Annotated in this window: 14 protein-coding genes; 11 read left to right on the top strand and 3 right to left on the bottom strand. The window is 35.8% G+C overall.

Annotation, left to right across the window (positions count from 1 at the left end; genetic code table 11):
- The first annotated feature begins 4 nt into the window (after positions 1–4).
- Together AC1PU0_RS13870 and queA are read left to right on the top strand one after the other, a co-directional pair.
- On the top strand, positions 5–1552 hold the full coding sequence (locus AC1PU0_RS13870) for a DUF4097 family beta strand repeat-containing protein (RefSeq protein WP_206850686.1): 1548 nt from the start codon (positions 5–7) through the stop codon (positions 1550–1552).
- 210 nt (positions 1553–1762) lie between these two features.
- Positions 1763–2794, top strand: a complete 1032-nt coding sequence (gene queA, locus AC1PU0_RS13865; protein ID WP_069653854.1) for a tRNA preQ1(34) S-adenosylmethionine ribosyltransferase-isomerase QueA — start codon at positions 1763–1765, stop codon at positions 2792–2794.
- Positions 2795–2946: 152 nt separating this feature from the next.
- Here the strand turns inward: queA and spx are convergent, their stop codons facing one another.
- Positions 2947–3345 (bottom strand): transcriptional regulator Spx, encoded by a 399-nt coding sequence (gene spx, locus AC1PU0_RS13860; protein ID WP_069653853.1) that lies wholly within the window; start codon positions 3343–3345, stop codon positions 2947–2949.
- A gap of 407 nt (positions 3346–3752) precedes the next feature.
- On the opposite strand from spx, the gene lanM reads away from it, so the two are divergent.
- Both lanM and AC1PU0_RS13850 read left to right on the top strand, forming a co-directional pair.
- Positions 3753–6629 (top strand): type 2 lanthipeptide synthetase LanM, encoded by a 2877-nt coding sequence (gene lanM, locus AC1PU0_RS13855; protein ID WP_430597604.1) that lies wholly within the window; start codon positions 3753–3755, stop codon positions 6627–6629.
- Between the two features lie 80 nt (positions 6630–6709).
- A complete protein-coding gene (locus AC1PU0_RS13850) occupies positions 6710–6883 on the top strand; it encodes a hypothetical protein (protein ID WP_167351504.1) in 174 nt (57 codons plus the stop codon).
- A gap of 53 nt (positions 6884–6936) precedes the next feature.
- On the opposite strand, the gene AC1PU0_RS13845 is transcribed toward AC1PU0_RS13850, so the two are convergent.
- Entirely contained in the window at positions 6937–7269 is a 333-nt protein-coding gene (locus AC1PU0_RS13845) for a hypothetical protein (RefSeq protein ID WP_069653852.1), read from the bottom strand.
- A gap of 19 nt (positions 7270–7288) precedes the next feature.
- Positions 7289–7543 carry a helix-turn-helix transcriptional regulator gene (locus AC1PU0_RS13840; protein ID WP_069653851.1) on the bottom strand — a complete coding sequence of 85 codons (255 nt, stop codon included), beginning with the start codon at positions 7541–7543 and terminating at the stop codon, positions 7289–7291.
- A gap of 711 nt (positions 7544–8254) precedes the next feature.
- Here AC1PU0_RS13840 and AC1PU0_RS13835 point away from each other — a divergent pair.
- The 7 genes from AC1PU0_RS13835 to AC1PU0_RS13805 all read left to right on the top strand — a co-directional run bounded on the left by AC1PU0_RS13835 (position 8255) and on the right by AC1PU0_RS13805 (position 20757).
- Entirely contained in the window at positions 8255–10891 is a 2637-nt protein-coding gene (locus AC1PU0_RS13835; protein WP_111248534.1) for a calcium-translocating P-type ATPase, PMCA-type, read from the top strand.
- Between the two features lie 658 nt (positions 10892–11549).
- Positions 11550–13496, top strand: coding sequence for a KUP/HAK/KT family potassium transporter (locus AC1PU0_RS13830; RefSeq protein WP_181429552.1), 1947 nt, complete (start codon positions 11550–11552; stop codon positions 13494–13496).
- A 173-nt stretch (positions 13497–13669) separates the two neighbouring features.
- Complete coding sequence (locus AC1PU0_RS13825) at positions 13670–14968, top strand: hemolysin family protein (RefSeq protein ID WP_206834790.1); 1299 nt, start codon at positions 13670–13672, stop codon at positions 14966–14968.
- Between the two features lie 226 nt (positions 14969–15194).
- Positions 15195–15923 (top strand): epoxyqueuosine reductase QueH, encoded by a 729-nt coding sequence (locus AC1PU0_RS13820; protein ID WP_111248536.1) that lies wholly within the window; start codon positions 15195–15197, stop codon positions 15921–15923.
- A 249-nt stretch (positions 15924–16172) separates the two neighbouring features.
- Positions 16173–18437, top strand: coding sequence for a 5-methyltetrahydropteroyltriglutamate--homocysteine S-methyltransferase (gene metE / locus AC1PU0_RS13815; protein ID WP_206850688.1), 2265 nt, complete (start codon positions 16173–16175; stop codon positions 18435–18437).
- Positions 18438–19301 carry a methylenetetrahydrofolate reductase [NAD(P)H] gene (gene metF / locus AC1PU0_RS13810; protein WP_206834785.1) on the top strand — a complete coding sequence of 288 codons (864 nt, stop codon included), beginning with the start codon at positions 18438–18440 and terminating at the stop codon, positions 19299–19301.
- Positions 19302–19851: 550 nt separating this feature from the next.
- Positions 19852–20757 (top strand): signal peptidase I, encoded by a 906-nt coding sequence (locus AC1PU0_RS13805; RefSeq protein WP_206850690.1) that lies wholly within the window; start codon positions 19852–19854, stop codon positions 20755–20757.
- Positions 20758–20776: the final 19 nt, after the last annotated feature.

Here is a 20776-nt window from a genome sequence, read left to right as displayed (position 1 = left end):
GACGATGGAAGACTATTTAAACCAACTAAAGGCTGCTTTTGCTGAAGAAGATATAGAACAGTTCAATGAGTTAAAAGAAGATTTATTGGAACAATTAGCTATTTGTTTAGAAGAGGGACAGACAGAGGCTGAGGTAGTATCTAGACTTGCGCTACCGGAAGAGATTGCCGCAGATTTTTATGCGGATCTCAGTTTATCTGCGGCAATCAATGCTAAAACTTCTGTTGTACCAAGAGAAGCAATTCAAGAGATATTCATTCAAACACAGAAAAAAAGAATACACAAATGTGTAAAAACAGTATTGAATTTTTTCAAACCATTTATACTACTCATCCTATTAGCAACTCTTTCTTTCTTCTTGATATATCTATTTAAAGAGCTGAATGAAGAACAAAATCTTGCCGGAATTCCAACGATTTTGAGTCTACTATTGTTGGCAATTATTTTGCAAGTAGTTAAAAGTTGGATTGTAAAAAAACGTCGGTTGATCAATGGTCTATCGAGTGGATTGCTGGGATTGAGTTTATTGATGCTTCTGTTTTTTTCTGTAACCAACCAATTGCTGTATAGAGGTAGACCGTACTATAAGGAGATTCGTTTATCTTCTGAAAAACATGCTGCCTTTCGTTTTGATTCAGATGCGGATGTTGAGTTTACGACTGTAGAAGTATCTAGTGCGGAAAAGCCAAGATTGATGGTCAAGGGGCGTTTTAAAGAAAGTGATATCCAAAAAATTGAACGTGGTTCATATGAAAATAAAATAAATTTGACTTTGGATAAAGAAAATATGTTTGATGTCTTTACTAAAACTGGACGATCTGAAGTGATTTTTTTCATTCCCAAAGGGGCGATTCTTGATGATTTTCATTTAGGCTTAAGCCGTGGAGATTTGCGTTTGTTGGATATTCAAACAAAGAATTTTGATTTAGAATTAATTACTGGTGATGTCTATGTGAAAAATATTATTGCAGATACGGGGACTATACGCAGTGCGTATGGTGATGTGATCATAGAAGAATCTGCAATGAATTTGAAAGTAAAAAGTGATTCTGGTAAAACAATTATCACGGGCATGTTAGGTGATCTGAGCATTGAAGGGAATAAAGGACTGTCTATTTTAAAATTCCTACGCTCAGATAATGTTGTCCTAAACAATCGATCGGGCCGTACGATTTTAGAAGATTCTGAAACAAAGAAACTGAACGCTACTGCCACAAATGGCCAAGTCATTGTTAAGAGAACAAAAGGTGAGCTCATGATAAGCAATGAAACTGGTAAAATCATTTCAGAAGAAAATCAAGGTACATTAGCACTTGAAAATGGATCAGGTACCACGATTGCTATCCAGGAAAGCAAAGTAAATGCAACTGTATCTAGCCAGTCGGGCTTTATCAAATGGCTGCAAGGCCCCAGTCAACCCGTAACTATTAAAGCAAATACAGATACTGGTGAGATGAGGAATGATTTTGCTGATCTGCAAGATAACACAAACTATTTAATTGATGTAAAATCAAAAAGCGGAGATGTCAAAATTTTAGAAAAAGTTGAATAACATTTTCAGTAGCTTCAAATCTTATAGAAATATAGAGTCTAGAGGGAAACTATTTTTTAGTTTTAGCTCTAGACTTTTTATTTAGTTTCATTGATAGTAAAAAGAGCCCTATCAATTAACTTATCACCAAAGAAGAAATGAACTTCATAGCCAGATAACCTAAAAAATGGTAGAATAGCCAAGACAAATCAAGTAGAAAGAGTGACAAATATGCTTAGTACAGAAGATTTTGATTTTGATTTACCAGAAGAACTGATTGCCCAAACGCCTTTAAAAGATCGAACAAGTTCAAGACTTTTAGTTTTAAATCGAGAAACCAAGGAAATAGAAGATAAACATTTTCACGAGATCATTGATGAATTAACTCCTGGTGATGCACTGGTCATGAATGATACAAGAGTGCTGCCGGCTCGCTTATATGGTGAAAAACCTGAAACAGGTGGGCATTTAGAAGTACTTCTTTTGACCAATACAGATGGAGACACATGGGAAACACTGATAAAACCAGCCAAACGCGCAAAAGTTGGCACCAAAATCAGCTTTGGCGATGGTCGTCTGACGGCAACTGTTGTGGAAGAATTAGAACATGGTGGTCGGATTGTGACGTTTAAGTATGAAGGAATCTTTTTAGAAATTTTAGAATCTCTTGGAGAAATGCCTTTGCCGCCGTACATTAAAGAGCGTTTAGAAGATCCAGATCGGTATCAAACCGTCTATGCCAAAGAAAATGGGTCTGCAGCAGCCCCTACAGCAGGTTTGCACTTTACGCAGGAACTACTTGCTAAAATTCAGTCAAAGGGCGTGAAGCTTGTTTATTTGACCTTACACGTCGGATTAGGAACTTTCCGTCCCGTTAGTGTGGATAATATTTCAGAACATGAAATGCATAGTGAATTTTATCGTTTAACAGAAGAAGCCGCCGCTCAACTGAATAACGTTCGTAAAAACGGAGGGAAAATTGTTGCAGTAGGAACAACATCGATTCGTACGTTAGAAACAATCGGAACCAAGTTTGATGGACAAATCAAAGCAGATAGTGGCTGGACAGATATTTTTATTACGCCAGGATATGAATTTAAAGTCGTACAAGCTTTCTCAACGAATTTTCATTTGCCTAAGTCAACCTTAGTAATGTTAGTCAGTGCATTCGCTGGTAAAGAATTAACACTTGCGGCGTATCAGCATGCAATTGATGAACGTTATCGGTTCTTTAGTTTTGGAGACGCAATGTTTGTGAAGTGATACAAAATAAACGTCTAACAAAAAACTCATTCTATCTCTAAGTGAAGTGAGTAGGAAATAAGTGCAATCTGGTTCGCAGATTGTGCTTGTCCTATTTGTTCAAACTTAGAAATGAATGAGTTTTTTATTTTTTGGATTCGAGGTAGTAGCAATTATAAACCGCTTAAAAGTAATGTTTGGGACAATTCTCTTTTACGGACTGATCTTGGTAAGAAACAACGAATTTCATCTTCGTTGAAACCAATCTGTAATCTTTTTTCATCAATCATAATTGGACGACGAAGTAGTCCAGGATTATTTTGGATAAGTTCTAATAATACGTGCAAAGGGAGCTCATTAATATCTGTATCTAACTTTTGGAAGACTTTAGAACGAATCGAAATGATATCTTCTGTTCCTTCTTCCGTAAGGATTAATATATTTTTTAGTTCATCTAATGTAATAGGAGTAGTGCCAAAATTCTTTTCTTCAAATGGAATATCATGATCGATCAGCCATCTCCGTGCTTTTCTACATGATGTACAGCTATTTGTTGTATACAATTTTAACATAAATTTCAGATCCTTTCGAAAATATTGGTACATACCTCTTAATAACTATAATATACTAAAAGTAAAAGATTCACAAAATAAATGCTTACGAAATAGCTGTTTGTTTTTATCAAAAGGTAAATATAAATGAAAATTCACAAACTTTTGTTATTTTTGTGGGTCATTTCAATACCAATTGTGACATTAAGAAATCGGGCTTGTTATGTAAAGGCTTTATTTTAATGAGCGATTAAAAATGTCGCTATTCCTTTGACAAAGAAATACTGGATTTCGAGAGGTTAATTGTTGGAAATCATCATTTTTATGTTGTTAGAATTAATAATGAAATAAACTTATGATAGTATTTTTCCTACTTTTTTATTATGATTATAAAGAAGACAGAAAATGTCAAAGGAGAGGGATCGCTGATGGAAGAATTAACCTATAGTTACGCTACAACAATATCAGAAAGAATCCAGTGTTGGAAAGACTTAGATATAGAATCCGAGGATTATTTAAAACAGTGGCAAGCACGTAAAAGTTTATTGAAAATAGCCGATTATGATAAAATAGTTCAACATTATCATGTAGATAAACGAACGTTTGGCATGGGACTATTACCTTTTACTGAAGAACGTGCGACATTATTAATGCCGACTGTTGAAAAAAGTGAGTGGTTCCAACTTCACAGACAGCTATTTTCAGTTGAAATCCCAATAAAAGAAATGACATTAGTCACTGCATTGCGTTTTCATTTGCATTATTACGAAGAACATATCCGAACTATTTTACAAAAATTTCCGTCGCTTCACATACCAGAAAAAGTAGTGACAGAGCTAGTCGATCAATTATCCAATGAGTTCTTTTTTATTGCGCAAAAAACATTAGTCTGGGATGTCCATCAGATGATTGAAGAATATCAGCTTCAAGCTGAATCTAAAGAAGCTGAGTTCACTAAATACATCGAAGAATTTCTTGGTGATAAGGAACGAACCTATCTTTTTTTTGGAGAATATCCTACACTGGCTAGAATTCTTGCGGTCAGGTTGACTTTTGCGTGTGAAGTAATCGAGGAGTTTATCTCTTCTGTAAACGCTTCATCAGACTCTTTAACTGAAACGTTTGCTATCTCTACGCCGATGGAACTCACTAAAATTGAACTCGGACAAGGAGATAGTCATAATCGTGGGAGAACAGTGATCCAGTTTCAAGTGCAAGGTACACCGCTGATTTTTAAGTTTAAGAATCTAGAAATAGGAGAGCGTTTTAATGCTTTATTGACCTATCTTGAAAGCTTAGATTCAACGTTGTCCTTTTATAAAATCAAGCGAATCATTCGCCCGACATTTACCATTGAGGAAAAAGTCGCATATCAGGAATGTAAAAATGAAGGGAATGTGACTGATTTTTATCAAGAGTATGGCCAGTTACTGGCAATCGTCTATTGGTTAGGGGCAACGGATTTACATATGGAAAACGTGATTGCTCATGGGCCACATCCTGTGTTGATCGATGTTGAGACGTTGATTCGGCCTGAAATGTTCAGCTTGACTCAACCAATATCGAAACAAACGCGAATAGAAAAACAATCTGTACTTGTATCAGGTTTACTACCGCAAAAAAAACAATGGAAACGTGAATTGGAAATGGACGCGTTATCTGGTACCAAGCAAAAATTACCAAAAAAGGTCAGAAGATTGAGAAATGATCGTTCTAGCGATATTGCTTTTCAATTAGAAGAAGCCTATATGGACGGCGCCCAGAATATTCCGCGTCTAGCTGGAAAAGAAGTTGATTATCTACTTTACCGTCAGGTGATCCAAACGTCGTTTGAAAAAATGAATCAACTATTACTAAAAAACAAAGCTAAATTTATTGAACAAGTCAAAACATTATTGGCAAATACAACGATCCGACTCATATACAGAGATACACAACAGTATGGGAATTTATTGAATTTTACTTTACACACAGATTGTATGTCTAATTATATTGAACGTGAAAAGGTCATTGAAAGTCTATGGAGGAGCAAAATTGTTCCAGAACCATTGATTCCTTTCGAAATAAACGCGATGTTAGATCATGATGTGCCTTTAGTGACAGCTAACACCTCATCAACAACGATTGGCATAAACGGTCATGAGCTAGAGCATTTATTAATACAGACCCCGTTAGAAGATACGGTAAAGCATATGGAGCAGATAACAGAGAAAACCAGTCATTTTTCGTATCTGTTACTAAAGGAAAGTCTAGGTACTCTAGAATATAATACGCAAGAAATAGTGATTCCAACAGAAAACGGTTCAATTGACTCCTCATTATTACAAAAAGCGGCTGATATTGGTGATAAAATCGTTGATCAGATGATGGTAGATCCAGAATATGGCGATGTAACTTGGATGTCTGTTTTTCCAGAATCAGATGATGAGATAGGAATCGTGTATCCTGGAACAGATCTTTATGAAGGTAGCGGGGGCATGTACCTGTTTTTAGTATATTTGAACTACTTTGTTCCAAAAAAGAGCTACCAAGAAATGATTGATTTATTGGAAAAAGAAATTTTTCTAATTGAAAACGAATCAAAGACTTACCAAAGTGCTTTCTTCGATGATGGAATGCGTCTGACCGTTGCATTTTATGTGACAAGACTGCTCAAAGATGACAAGCATCGTTTATACATGGAAAATAGCTTAGCAACGTTAGAAAAATCTCAGATAGAAGAACAAAATAAATGGAATGAATGGATTTATGGTAAAGCTAGCTTATTAACAGTTTTAGCAGCGGTCTATCAAACATTCCAGGAGCAAAAAGCCTACGAACTACTTGTAAAATATGTACAAGCAGTGACTTGTGACGAGATGGATGACAATAGCTTTGCTCATGGTTATGCGGGAGTATGTTATGGTTTGAGTAGAGCAGACCAAGTTCTTAATGACAAGAAGACAAAAGAAAAACTAGCTTGGTATCAAGAGAAGTTTGAAGAAAGGCTTGAAAAAGACGTAATTGTAACTAAATCATGGTGTCGAGGAACATTGGGCATTATGGAAGTAGGAAAAGTATTGAACCTCACTTTTACGAAGGAAATTCTTGAAAATGTAGAGGATGATTGTTTATGCCATGGAAATTTTGGAAATAACGATAATTATTTAAATGATATTAATTTATTAATGGGTAATGTCATTAAATTAAAATCTGATCCAGAATGCATTCCCATTGGTCTTTTTTGCGGCTTAGCAGGGATAGGGTTTCAATTGTTAAGAGCGTATGACTCGTTCAATGTTCATTCCTTGTTATTCGTTAAGTGAAACAATCTGAAAAAAGAACTTTACTTATTCGTGAGAACGTTTTATAATTTATGTATTGAAGTAAGGGGAGGAATATTATCATGAGAAAATTATCTATTGAAAAAATGGAAACTACAAAAGATTCAAAAAAAGTTGATGTAGTAGTAGGAGCTTCGTTTGAAAGAAGTAAGAACTCTGAAGATACTATGGATAGATCAGAAACAATCGTTGCAAATACTGTGGGCGGTTGGTCTCGGTTAGTTTGTTGGCCATAAACATGAATAGATAAAAAAAAGAACTAACAAGAGTTAGTTCTTTTTTTTATCTATTAAATTGATTTCTTTAAAATCATAATACAAATAGCTTCAGTACCAGATATAATTAATACAGCAAAATTCAAAATCCATGAATATGCTAATTCATTGTAAGATGCAATATCGTAGAATAAGTTACTTAAAGCAAATAGTATAATTAAAGTGATAATAAAAGAAATAAAACTTGCTGCTGAAATAATTTTCTTTCCACGTTCGTCTTTTCCTTCTTTACTAAAGAAAAAGTAAACAGAATATACGATAAACACAATGGATAGTGCAATAACCACTAGGCTAGACCAGTGATTGACAGGCAAGTTATCAAAAAAAGATTTAAGTGATTCAGTCATAATTTATCCTTTCCTTCCGTTAGTCGGTTTCTTCGTCTGTTTGCTCGTCTTCGGTTAATTTCTTGAAAGTGAAAATCTGTTCAATCGGCACTTCGAAAACGTCTGCTATGTCGTGAGCCAGTAAAAGGGAAGGATTGTATCTATTTCTTTCTAGTTGAATAATTGTTTGTCTAGATACTCCCACTTTGTCAGCAAGTTCCTGTTGGGTCATGCGTTTCATGGCTCTGTAGACGTGAATGGAACTCTCAAAAGATGAGTTCTTCTTTTTTGGCAATGCAAATCCCTCCAATAGTCTAATTTATGTATTAAATAAAAAGCGCATAGTCAATATACCATATCTTACTTTCACTTACAAATATCATGCAGATAAAATATAGAGAAAAAAGCCAAGCTTCTCGATTAGCCTGGCTTTCGTTTCTGGAAGGAATCAGTGTATCGAATGAGTTTTTTTTACTTTTCGTTATACATGCAAAGTAATTAGTTGAATTTCTTGTTCATAAACCAAATCTTGTCTTCATTACATTTTCTACATTTCGTTGCTTAAATTTTTTTTTTGATTAAACAATCTTTATATGTGTTTTTTGATTTATTTGGATGAATCATCCAACCTTTTACACATACTCACTATTTGTAAAGATGTTTTTATGATCTTTATACTCTACATAGACACACTGTTTTGAAAGGTGAATCCTGTTCTGCTAACAATTTTGTGTTTATTCGTTTCGTGCTTCGAGAAATTCTTCAATCCAACTGATTAATCCTCCTTCCTTCTACAAGTATAATAACACGGATAGAAAACGTTTTCAAATAAAAGAATTTTATTTTTCACTTTCTCTAATTATTTAATGGCTGAGTGAGTAATCAAAAAAAGTGTGAAGAAAAAATAAAAAATTAGCCATATTTATTGAAGTTTGAAAAAAAAACATGGTATAGTGAATGTAGATACTATATTAATAGAAGGAAAAAATAAGAATGGGGGGATAGGATGGAAGCATACAAACAACCTATCGAGACAATTATCAAAGAAGTGAACACAAATAAAGAGCAAGGATTAACGGAACAAGAGGTAAAGAGACGCCTTAATGAACATGGCGCTAATAAGTTTCAGGAAGCTAAAAAAGAATCGATCCTGAAAAAGTTTCTTCACAGTTTATCTGATTTCACCACAATGATTTTATTAGTTGCAGCAGCTATTTCGTTTTATACAGCAATTGCTACGGATCATGGAGATTATTTTGAAGGGATTCTGATTATCGCAATTGTGATCATCAATGCGGTATTGGCCATTGTTCAAGAAGGAAATGCTGAAAAATCGTTAGCAGCATTGCAGGATATGAATAAGCAAAGCAGTTCTGTTTTACGTGATGGCAAAGTAGAGACCATCGATGCAGAAGATGTTGTTGTTGGCGATATACTTGTACTAGAATCAGGCTCGATGATTACAGCAGATGCTCGTTTGATTCAAGCATCGCAACTTAGAGTGGAAGAATCTGCCCTTACCGGGGAAAGTGAACCTATTGAAAAAGATTCAGAGTACATAGGGAAATCTGATGCACCAATCGGGGATCAAATCAATATGGTATTTAAAGGTTGTACGGTTTCAAACGGTCGTGGTCGAGCAATCGTTACAGCAACTGGTATGCAAACTGAAATGGGAAAAATCGCTGGATTATTGAACGATGACGTGACACAGCAGACACCGTTACAAAAACGTTTGAATCAGTTAGGTAAGCGTATCAGTTTCATTGCGTTAGGTGCTGCAGCATTAGTGTTTATCATTGGTGAATTACAAGGTGAGCCAATGTTGGAAATGTTCATGACAGCAGTATCGCTAGCAGTAGCAGCGGTACCTGAAACGTTGATGGTGATTGTAACATTAACACTCGCTTATGGTGTGCAGAAAATGGCTAAAAAACATGCAATCATTCGCCGTTTGCCAGCTGTTGAAACACTTGGAACTGCAAACGTTATTTGTTCTGACAAAACAGGAACGTTAACACAAAATAAAATGCGTGTTAGACGTGTCTGGTCTCGTGGAGACGAAGTAACGGATACCGAAGATGCAATGACCGATGAAGCGATGGAAGTTTTAAAAATGGCTTCTTTATGTACGGATGTTATTGTGGACAAAGAAGGAGACGACCTGGTTATCCAAGGGAATCCAACGGAGGCTGCAATTGTACGCGCAGTGGAAGAAAATTATCATACAAAAGCTGAGTTAGAAGAAAAATACCCAAGAATCGGTGAAATTCCATTTGATTCAGAGCGTAAAATGATGACAACAGTCCATAAAATGGGGAAAAAATATATCTCTGTAACCAAAGGTGCGTTTGATGTTTTATTGACACGTTTCCGTTTTGGCGATTTAGATCAAGCAGCTGTAGTGAACGACCGATTTGGAAAACGGGCATTACGCGTTATTGCAGTTGGTTATGCAATCTATGATGAAGAACCAACTGAAATCACTTCAGAGGCTTTAGAGAAGAATCTGCGACTGTTAGGATTGATCGGTATGATCGATCCGCCGAGACCGGAAAGTAAAGGTGCTATTGCTAGAGCTAAAAAGGCTGGAATCAAAACAGTTATGATCACAGGGGACCATGTAGTAACAGCAGGAGCGATTGCGAAAGAATTGGGGATTTTAACAGATAAGAGTGAAGCTTTGACAGGATCAGAGTTGCAAAAAATGTCTGATGAAGAACTAGATTCACGAGTGAAATCACTTTCTGTTTATGCTCGAGTAACACCAGAGGATAAAATTCGTATTGTTAAGTCTTGGCAACGTACAGGAGCGGTTGTTGCTATGACGGGTGATGGAGTCAACGATGCACCAGCTCTAAAAGCAAGTGATGTTGGATGTGCCATGGGTATTACAGGAACGGATGTCGCTCAAGGAGCTGCGGATATGATTTTAACGGATGATAATTTTGCAACCATCGTTGATGCAGTAGGGCAAGGCCGGGCCGTCTATCGAAATATTCGTAAAGCGGTAAACTTTTTACTGAGCTGTAATATCTCAGAAATATTCATTGTATTGATCGCGATGTTATTAGGCTGGGGTGCACCATTTACGGCGGTTCAATTATTATTTGTTAACGTTGTGGCAGATGGTCTTCCAGGGTTTGCTTTAGGGAAAGAGCCAGCTGAAAAAGGGATCATGGATGAAGCGCCAATTCCAAGAAATGAAGGAATATTTGCTCGTGGTTTATGGCAGAAAATTGGGATCAATGCGTTTGTCTTCACGGTAATCACCTTGTTTGGTTTTTACTTGGGTGCAAATGTTGATTCAGTGTCATACTTTTTCGAAGCAAGTCATGAAATTGGTCAAACTGTTGCATTCTTGATTTTAGCTTATTCATCGATTTTACATGTCTTTAATGTTAGAAGTACAGAATCGATTTTTAGAGTAAAATTATCAACGAATAAATCACTGTTTGAAATGGCTGTGTTGGCTGTTATTATTACGACAGTTATTGCTTTATTACCATTCACACAAGATCTGTTCGGATTAGTTCCAATTGGAATGAATCACTGGTTATTAGTAATGGGCTTATCGATCGTGCCAATTTTTGTAAATGAGATGATCAAATTCCATTATTCAACAGAAGAAGAAACTGAATAAAAATAGAATAACTGCAACGCTTGATGTACTGATTCCTTAATAGAATTTAGTACTTCAGGCGTTTTTTTTGTAAATATTTAATTATGTGAAAGGGCGCTGTGAAAAGACTATTGAAATTATTTACATAAAAGGCTTGCTAAAATGGTAAAGGAGTATTATAGTTGTTATCAAAATCAGTTGTTTTGATTTTTTAGCGATGTTTTTTTAAATTAATTATAACTAAACAACCGATATTTTTATTTGGATGCCCAAATAAAAATCTTAGGGGAGTAGCAACATAGTTTATCTATGTTTTTAGATCAACAGCAAGTGTGAAAACACTGGTCTAAGAATGAAATTGCGAGACCTAAGTGTAAGGGCCAAGTGTCGTTTCACTTAGGTCTCTTGTTTTATTTAAAAATGGAAATTTTGGTACTGTGTTTTCATGCTGAAGCTGAATAAATACTTTGGCTTTTAACAACATCTAGCTTCGCAAGCTAACTCTTGGGAAAGAGAACGAACCCTTTTAGTGATAAAAAATGTCACACATAAAGGTCCCTATTCTTTAGTCCGAGTTATACAAGCCTGCCTAGCTTTTAAATTGGAGGAGAATCTTGTGGTAGAGAAGTCAAAAGTTTCGCATCATCAGAAATTGACGGCTGCTGGTCTTTTAGTAGCGATGGGTGTCGTTTATGGAGATATCGGAACAAGTCCGCTTTATGTGATGAAAGCGATCGTGGGAGACAATGGTGGTCTTCAAAATGTTTCAGAGAATTTCATTATTGGTGCGGTATCATTAATCTTTTGGACATTAACGATTTTAACAACAATCAAATATGTTGTGATTGCTTTGAATGCGGACAACCATGGTGAAGGGGGGATTTTCTCTTTATACACGCTTGTGCGCAAAAAAGGAAAATACTTGATTATTCCAGCCATGATTGGTGGTGCAGCGTTATTAGCCGATGGCGTATTGACACCTGCGGTAACGGTGACTACTGCGATTGAAGGATTGCGGGGAATACCAGTTTTCTTTGATCGGTTCGGGAGCAATCAAAACATTATCGTGATGATTACCTTAGTTATTATTCTTATCTTATTTTCTGTTCAGCGTTTCGGAACGGATGCGGTTGGAAAAGCTTTTGGGCCGATTATGTTTGCATGGTTTACATTTTTAGGTGTCATGGGGTTAATTAATTTTGGGCAAGATTGGACCGTTCTTCGTGCGTTGAATCCATACTATGCAATCCATCTGCTTTTTAGTCCTGAAAATAAACTAGGGATCTTTGTTTTAGGAAATGTATTTTTGGCCACAACAGGTGCAGAAGCACTGTATTCTGACTTAGGACATGTTGGTAAACACAATATACGTGCAAGTTGGCCGTATATCAAAATTTGTTTGATTTTAAACTATTTAGGACAAGCAGCTTGGATTTTGAACGCAAAAAATGATCCATCTATTTTAGCGATTGAAAACCTAAACCCATTTTTCCAAATGATGCCAAATAGTATTATGTTTATCGGTGTTGTTTTTGCTACAGTGGCAGCAGTAATTGCATCACAGGCCTTAATTTCAGGTTCATTTACTTTAGTTTCAGAAGCAATTAAATTAAAGTTGTTTCCAAGATTGAAAATTATTTATCCAGGTGCGAATATTGGTCAAATGTATATTCCAGCAGTCAATATGATGTTATGGATTGTCTGTTCATTGATCGTAATCACGTTTAGAACCTCTACGCATATGGAAGCAGCGTATGGTCTTTCAATCACTGTAACGATGCTGATGACAACTATTTTATTGATGTTTTATTTACTACAAAAAGGTGTACCAAAATGGGTTGCCTATCTGGTTACCTTATTCTTTGGAAGTATCGAATCGATTTTCTTTGTCTCAAGTATTGCGAAATTCTTCCATGGTGGTTATGTTGCTGTCGGAATCGCGTTGTTGATCTTAGCGGTAATGACGATATGGGAATGTGGCAATATTATCAAAGAGAAAACATCGGATACCGTTCCGCTTAAACAATATGTTGAACAATTACGGCAATTAAAAGACGATACAAGCGTTCCGAAATCTCAAACAAATGTTGTTTTCATGACACCAGATACGATTGGGGACGAGATCGGACGACAAATCATCTATTCAATTTTAGATAAACAACCAAAAAGAGCAAATGTCTATTGGTTTGTAAATGTTGAAGTAACCGACGAACCGTTTACGAAGGAGTATTCTGTGGATATGATGGGTACAGATTTTATTGTGCAAGTACAGCTTTACCTTGGTTTCCATGTGGCGCAAGAGGTCAATGTTTATATTCGACAAATCGTTCACGATTTAATGAAAGAAGGTCGTTTACCTAAACAACCACAGAAGTATTCATTGACACCAGGTCGTGAAGTCGGAGATTTCCAGTTTATTATTATTCGTGAAGAGCTATCTAAAGTGACGGAGTTAAAGAAATGGGACCGTCAAATCATGCAATTAAAATTGGCAATCAAAAAAAGAACGACAACGCCAGAAAACTGGTTTGGTTTGGAATATAGTGAAGTAAAATATGAATCTGTTCCGTTGATTATTGGTGATACGCGGAAGACTAGATTAAGGGAACGAAAAGGGTTATCCTAAATAAAAATAGCTTAAATTAAACGGCGAGAAAAAAGTAGCTCTTTCGAATAAAAGTCGAAATTGTCGGAGCTAAATGCTTTTTTCTCTGCCTTTTTTCATTCGATAGTTCCTATTCGCGCTATTTCGAAAGGACAAGTATAATAAGTAAAGAGAATAAAAATGAGGTGTAAAAGATGCTTGCAATAAATTTTTTTATATTATTTTTAATGATTGCGATTACGGCTTTTTTTGTCGCGAGTGAGTTTGCTCTAGTAAAAATTCGTATGTCTAGATTAGAACAATTGAAAAAAGAAAATGTCAAAAATGCTGAGTTGGCGATCCATGTGACACATCATTTGGATGCTTATTTATCTGCCAGTCAATTAGGTATAACTTTAACAGGATTGATTATTGGGTGGGTTGGCGAAGGTTCGGTAGCGACATTGTTGCATCCGCTGATAGGGAACTTACCAGTCAGCGCTGCGCTTAGTCGGACGGTCTCAGTGATTTTAGGATTTGCAATTGTCACATATGTGGATGTTGTGGTCGGTGAGTTACTGCCAAAAAGTTACAGTATTGCCCAAACTGAAAAGGTTGTTTTAGCCATTGTAAAACCTCTGCATTATTTTTATAAAGTGATGTATCCTTTTATTTGGTTGTTGAACCATTCTGCAGCGAAACTTGGAAAAATATTAGGGATAAAATTAGTTTCAGAAGGCGAAGAAACATTGACGCAGGAAGAATTGTTATATGTAGCCGTTGATTCGTATAAAAAAGGGGAACTGACTAAAGAGGAATATCATTATATGGAAAATGTGTTCGAATTCGATGATACCCTTGCTAAAGAAATTCAGGTCGATCGCACCTCAATGGAAGTTTTTGAAGCAGATGAAACGGTGGCGCAGGCTATTCAACACTCTTTGAAAAGAGGACATACTCGCTATCCAGTCATTGATGAATCGAAAGATAATGTATTGGGGTATGTAACGTTGCCCGCCTTAATCAAAGAATCGTTTATCAACGATCAAAGAAAAGTCGGCGAATTAGTAGAGGAGCCAATCATTGCTTTGGCTACTATCCCAATCAAAAGTTTGTTAACGATGATGCGAAAAGAAGGAAAACATATTGCGATTTTAAAAGACGAATATGGTGGAACAACAGGAATGGTCACGATTGAAGATATTTTAGAAGAGCTAGTTGGAGATATCAGGGATGAAACAGATTTAGAAAATGCGTTGATTGCAAAAGAAGCAGATAATTCTTATATCGTCTCAGGGAAAATCACGTTGGATGATTTTGAACGCTATTTCAATGTTAAAATTCCATTGTTTGAAAACTCTGAAATGTCTACGATAGCAGGCTTTATCGTGGAGCAAAAAAACAATCAAATTGTTGTAGGAGATCAAATAAAAATCGATCGTTTTACTTTTGAAGTGATGGATTATGAGCATGCCCATATTGATTACTTTAAGGTAATAAAATCAGCCGAATAACAATAGTAACACACGGAGAAAAAATAAATTCTCCGTGTGTTTTTATCCATTCTGTACTTGTTGAGAAAACCCAAAAAGATGATTGACGTAAAGTCGTTATTCAGCTAGGATTAAGGAAAGTGAAATCAGAAATGATTGACGTAGATGCACAAATCTTTTTAACGAATAAACAAAAATTAAAAAACGAACGGGTTTACATAACGTTTTATTATATGGAGGCAATTCATTGATAAATGTAACAGAAATAACGGAGAAAATGTCTCCGAATCAGAAAATCAATTATGATCGTGTTTTGCAAAAAGTGATTGCAGAATGGGAAAAATTGGAGGTTCGTCCAACTATTTTGCTTCACAGCTGTTGTGCGCCGTGCAGTACCTATTCGCTTGAGTATCTAACGAACTATGCGAATGTTACGATTTTTTTCGCTAACTCCAATATTCATCCAAGAGCAGAATATCAACGCCGCGAAATCGTGCAACAAAAATTTGTAGAGAAATTCAATGAGCAAACCAATAACCAAGTTCAGTTTTTAGCGGCACCTTACGAACCAAATAAATTCATTCAGATGGTGCAGGAAAATAAATTGACAGAAGAACCCGAAGGCGGAAAAAGATGCTCTGCTTGTTTTCAAATGCGCTTAGACATTGTTGCGGAAAAAGCACAAGAATTAGGCTATGATTACTTTGGGAGTGCACTAACACTCTCTCCGAAAAAAAATAGCCAATTGATCAATGAAATTGGCATTGATATTCAAAAATTTTATGCAACCAATTATTTGCCTAGTGATTTCAAGAAGAATAACGGATATAAGCGTTCAATCGAGTTGTGTAAAGAATACGATGTATATCGTCAATGCTATTGTGGCTGTATGTTTGCGGCAACAAAACAAGGTGTTGATTTAAAAGTGGTGAATAAAGAAGCAAAAGAATTTTTAGTGGAGCAATCAAAACAGTAAAATAGAACAAGGATGGGAGAGCAATGCTTAACTCCGAGAAATAAGAGAGAGTTGTTTATTCTCCTACCGTTTATTCGGACTCCTTGAAGCTGAGATATGACTGTAGAGTTATGTCCCAGCTTATTTTTTTTGAAAGATTCAATGCAAGTGTATAGTTTTAAACTATATAAACTGATAGAAAATAAATGTTATTCTATATTTCTTTCACGTGGTAAAGTAGATTCAATACCTTATAGGAGGAGTAAAAGTATGAAAACATCTATTATCGGGTTTCCACGTGTGGGAGAGTTGAGAGAATTGAAATTTGCAACAGAAAAATATTTTAGAAAAGAAATCTCAGCAGACGAATTAGAAGCAAAAGGAAAAGAATTGCGTAACAAACATTGGCAATTGTTAGTCGATCAGGGAATCGATTTTATTCCAAGTGGTGATTTTTCATTTTTTGATACAACATTAGATACTGCAGTCTTACTGAATATCGTACCAGAAAAATATCAAGCGCTGCAATTATCCCCTTTAGAGACTTACTTTGCGTTGGCTAGAGGCTATCAAGGAGAAGCGGGTGATGTTACAGCTTTAGCCATGAAAAAATGGTTCAACACTAATTATCATTATATGGTTCCAGAACTCGATGATGAGACAGAACTTAAGCTGGTTGGAGATAAGCTTTTCACCAACTTTAAGGAAGCAAAAGAAGCAGGGATCATTACTCGTCCAACTATAGTAGGTCCCTTTACGTTATTAAAATTAGCTACGTATCACGGATCAAAACAAGCACATGATTTTTATGAAGCAGCGATTATTGCCTATGCACAAATCTTTGATCAGTTAAAAGAACTAGGAGGTGAATGGCTTCAAATCGATGAACCAGCTTTAGTTTTGGATCTATCACCTGCTGAAGTTAAACAATTTAAAGAATTGTACCAAAAATTATTAGCGAAAAAAGGCAACGTAAAAATAGTAGTGCAAACGTATTTTGGAGACGTCCGAGATGCGTATCAGGAATTGATTGAATTACCTTTTGATGGAATCGGCTTAGATTTTGTTGAAGGAAGGAAGACACTAAGTTTACTTGAGGAACATGGATTTCCAGAAGATAAAATATTATTCGCAGGAGTCGTAAATGGGAAAAATATCTGGAAAAACAACTATCAAGCTACGTTGGCATTACTTGAAAAAATACAATCATTTGGCAATATTGTGTTAAACACATCTTGTTCACTGCTTCATGTTCCTTTTACGTTAGCCAATGAATCAGCATTGACCAAAGAGGTGACAAATTATTTTGCTTTTGCTGTAGAAAAATTAGCTGAACTGACCGATTTAAAGAAAATAGTTGAGAATAAAAAAGACAATCAAGAGCTGTTGGATGCTAACACTGCGCTATTCGAGCAAGAACGCTTTTCTAGAAATAAACAAGTAGCACAGCAAGTTGAATCATTAACTGAGAAGGATTTTATTCGTTTACCCATCTTAGCGGATCGTGCAGAGATTCAAAAGGATAAATTGACACTACCCATTTTACCGACGACGACGATTGGTTCATTCCCGCAAACAAATGAAGTCAAACAAAATCGGGCGAAATTTAAAAAAGGTGAAATTACTGAAATTGAATATACTGCTTTTAACCAAGCAAAAATTGCGGAATGTGTCGCTTTTCAAGAAAACATCGGGTTGGATGTTTTAGTTCACGGTGAATTTGAACGCAATGACATGGTTGAGTACTTTGGTGAAAGTTTAGCAGGTTATTTGTTTACTGAAAAAGCTTGGGTTCAATCGTATGGAACTCGTTGTGTAAAACCGCCAATCATCTGGGGGGACGTTTCACGCTCAAATCCAATCACAGTTGCTTATTCTAAGTATGCTCAAACTTTAACGGACAAACCGATGAAAGGAATGTTGACAGGTCCTGTAACGATTTTGAATTGGTCATTCCCTCGTGAAGATATCAGCTTAAGAGAATCAACGCTTCAGTTAGCATTAGCGATTCAAGAAGAAGTATTGGATTTAGAGGCTAACGGAATTGAAATTATTCAAATCGATGAAGCAGCTCTGCGGGAAAAATTGCCATTACGTCAAACAGATTGGCACTCTGAATATCTAGATTGGGCGATTCCCGCTTTCCGTCTCGTTCACAGCAAAGTACAGCCGACAACTCAAATTCATACACATATGTGTTATAGCGAATTTGCTGATATTATTCAGGATATCGATAATATGGATGCGGACGTTATTTCATTTGAAGCTTCTCGTTCAAATTTAGACATTTTAGATGCATTAAAAGCAATTGACTTTCAAACTCAAGTTGGACCAGGAGTATATGATATTCACTCTCCGCGTGTTCCTTCAGTGGAAGAAATCGAAGAAACCATTCACAATATTCTCAATAAATTACCGACTGAAAAAGTTTGGGTCAACCCTGACTGTGGTTTGAAAACAAGAGGAGTACTAGAAACGGAATCCAGCTTGAAAAATTTAGTACTTGCGGCAAAAAAGGTACGTGGAGGGATTTAGATGAGAACGGATATCTTATTCAAAAAAAAGACCGTCTTTTCTTATGAAATTTTTCCGCCTAGACGAACAGCACCCATTGAAACGATTTACCATACATTGGATCGTATGAAAGAACAACAACCTGATTTTATCAGTGTGACGTTAGGTGCGGGGGGAACTGGTGAAAACTTGAGTACCGCAGAGATTGCTCAGAAAATACAAGAGGAACAATTTTTGCCAAGTGTGGCACATTTGCCTGCTGTGAATTTTTCAAAAGATGAGATTCTTATTATTTTGGAAGAACTAAAAGAAAAAAAGGTAGAAAACATTTTAGCTTTAAGAGGCGATATTTTACCAAACAAAGAGCCCAAGAAAGATTTTTCCTATGCCAGTGATCTGGTCGCGTTTATCCAAGAACAAGGAGATTTTAATATTATCGGTGCTTGCTATCCCGAAACGCATGGAGATGCAGAGAGTTCTGTTGAAGATATTCGGAACTTAAAACGCAAAGTTGATGCGGGTGCTAACCAGCTGATTACACAATTATTTTTTGATAATAACTATTTTTATACATTTAAAGAAAAGTGTGATATTGCCAATATCAATGTGCCGATTCAAGCTGGTATTATGCCTGTAGTGAATAGAAAGCAAATAGAGCGTATGATAAAGATGTCGAGTGTTACCTTACCAACAAAATTTTTAAAAATGATGGAACGCTACGAGCACAATCCAGAGGCTATTCGTGATGCAGGAATTGCCTATGCCATTAATCAAATTGTAGATTTAGTTGCCCAAGGAGCAGATGGGATCCATTTGTATACGATGAATAATCCTTATGTCGCACAAAAAATTAGAGACGCAACACGCAGTTTATTTAATGCTTAGTTGAAAAATATGAAATTCAAATAACTATACAATTCACCTGCCTTAGATAGGTGAATTGTGTGGTTTTTTTATATATTCAGATGTTAAATTTTTATTTTTTTGATATTTTAAGGGTTATTCGATTCTTTTTATTTACTTTGTTTTATTTTTTATAAAATAACAAAAACGAATTTTGTTATTTTGTTTATTTAAAGATTAGATAATTGTCTTTTTTACCTTTTTTTAAAACGTTTATTATATGTTTTTTTTGCAAAAATGTTTATATATGAGAATAAAGCCTTTTCAACCTGGGTTTTTATTTTTTTATTTTACATATAGATTAGTTTGAGTTCTTAATAGAAATTAAGTTTCCTCATTTAGTAAAAAATATTACAAAGAAATTTTCATATAATTATTGACATAAAAATAACAAGTGGTTATAGTTTTATATAGATGAGAAAATTATTATTTTAGTATATTTTTTAATTAGTTGCTGAAAAGTATGAATTTTATTTTTTTACAATAGAAAGTAGCCGTTAAGAATATCCAACTAAATGAAAGGAGCATATATATGCCGAGAAAAACGCCTGTCAGAAAGAGTGTACGTACTAAAGACGAAAAGGCTAGGCAGAGTACTCCGGAAAAGCGTTCGCGTGGATATACAGAATCTAAGAGATTATATTCGGAAAAGGTGAGAGAGGGACAGCCTAGAAAAAAGCCAAGATTACGGCCGGTAGCGCAAGGCTCTCGCGGTAAAATTTCTGAAAACCCTAGAGGCTCAAGCTATCAAGAATATCCTCGTCAAGTAAGACCTCGTCGAACAGCTCAAGAACGAAAGGTGAGGGAGAACTATAGAGGCAAGCTCCCAAATCAGGCTCCTAAAAGTCCAGGACTATTGGTATTTGCTTACCTAGGTAATCTAATTTTTTATGTTGTTATCATTGGCATTATTTTGATGTCTGTAATGTTTTCATTTAGCTCAAAGTCGACAGCATCGATTTTTGGTTATCGATTTTACACCGTTTTGACTAATTCTATGGTGCCACAAGAAAATGGACCAAAAGGTGGTTTTTACGCTGGAGATATTGTTGTTGTTAAATTGATGGATGGCGATAAGGTAAAAAAAGATGATATTGTCACATTTGGTGTGGGCGATGGTTCACGGTATCTGACTCATAGAGTAGTAGAACGCAAAGGTGAGTTAAATGGAGAAAAAGGAGATTACCTTATTACCAAAGGAGATGCCAATAAAACCAATGATCCACCCGTAGAAGCAGATCGAGTACTTGGAAAAGTAGTATTTGCAGTGCCAAAAGTAGGGAGCGTTATAGAATTTGCTCGTGAAGAATTTTGGGCTTGCTTGGTTTGTATTTTGTCATTATACGGCTTTTTCTTAGTGCTTAAAGCCTATTTATTTTCACCCAAAGAAGAACCTGTTAGGCGAAAAAACAGAAGACGCCCAGCATATGAACGATGATATTACCACTTTGCCTTAT

It is taken from the genome of Enterococcus sp. XAF26B05_ASV22 (genome assembly GCF_056727285.1).
This window is presented reverse-complemented; position numbering and strand designations above follow the sequence as displayed.

What these genes read in the sequence shown, in the direction of transcription:
- AC1PU0_RS13870 (WP_206850686.1), top strand. Translation starts at nt 5, where the DNA reads ATGGAAGACTATTTAAACCAACTAAAGGCTGCTTTTGCTGAAGAAGAT.
- queA (WP_069653854.1), top strand. Translation starts at nt 1,763, where the DNA reads ATGCTTAGTACAGAAGATTTTGATTTTGATTTACCAGAAGAACTGATT.
- spx (WP_069653853.1), bottom strand. Translation starts at nt 3,345, where the DNA reads ATGTTAAAATTGTATACAACAAATAGCTGTACATCATGTAGAAAAGCA.
- lanM (WP_430597604.1), top strand. Translation starts at nt 3,753, where the DNA reads ATGGAAGAATTAACCTATAGTTACGCTACAACAATATCAGAAAGAATC.
- AC1PU0_RS13850 (WP_167351504.1), top strand. Translation starts at nt 6,710, where the DNA reads ATGAGAAAATTATCTATTGAAAAAATGGAAACTACAAAAGATTCAAAA.
- AC1PU0_RS13845 (WP_069653852.1), bottom strand. Translation starts at nt 7,269, where the DNA reads ATGACTGAATCACTTAAATCTTTTTTTGATAACTTGCCTGTCAATCAC.
- AC1PU0_RS13835 (WP_111248534.1), top strand. Translation starts at nt 8,255, where the DNA reads ATGGAAGCATACAAACAACCTATCGAGACAATTATCAAAGAAGTGAAC.
- AC1PU0_RS13830 (WP_181429552.1), top strand. Translation starts at nt 11,550, where the DNA reads ATGGGTGTCGTTTATGGAGATATCGGAACAAGTCCGCTTTATGTGATG.
- AC1PU0_RS13825 (WP_206834790.1), top strand. Translation starts at nt 13,670, where the DNA reads ATGCTTGCAATAAATTTTTTTATATTATTTTTAATGATTGCGATTACG.
- metE (WP_206850688.1), top strand. Translation starts at nt 16,173, where the DNA reads ATGAAAACATCTATTATCGGGTTTCCACGTGTGGGAGAGTTGAGAGAA.
- metF (WP_206834785.1), top strand. Translation starts at nt 18,438, where the DNA reads ATGAGAACGGATATCTTATTCAAAAAAAAGACCGTCTTTTCTTATGAA.
- AC1PU0_RS13805 (WP_206850690.1), top strand. Translation starts at nt 19,852, where the DNA reads ATGCCGAGAAAAACGCCTGTCAGAAAGAGTGTACGTACTAAAGACGAA.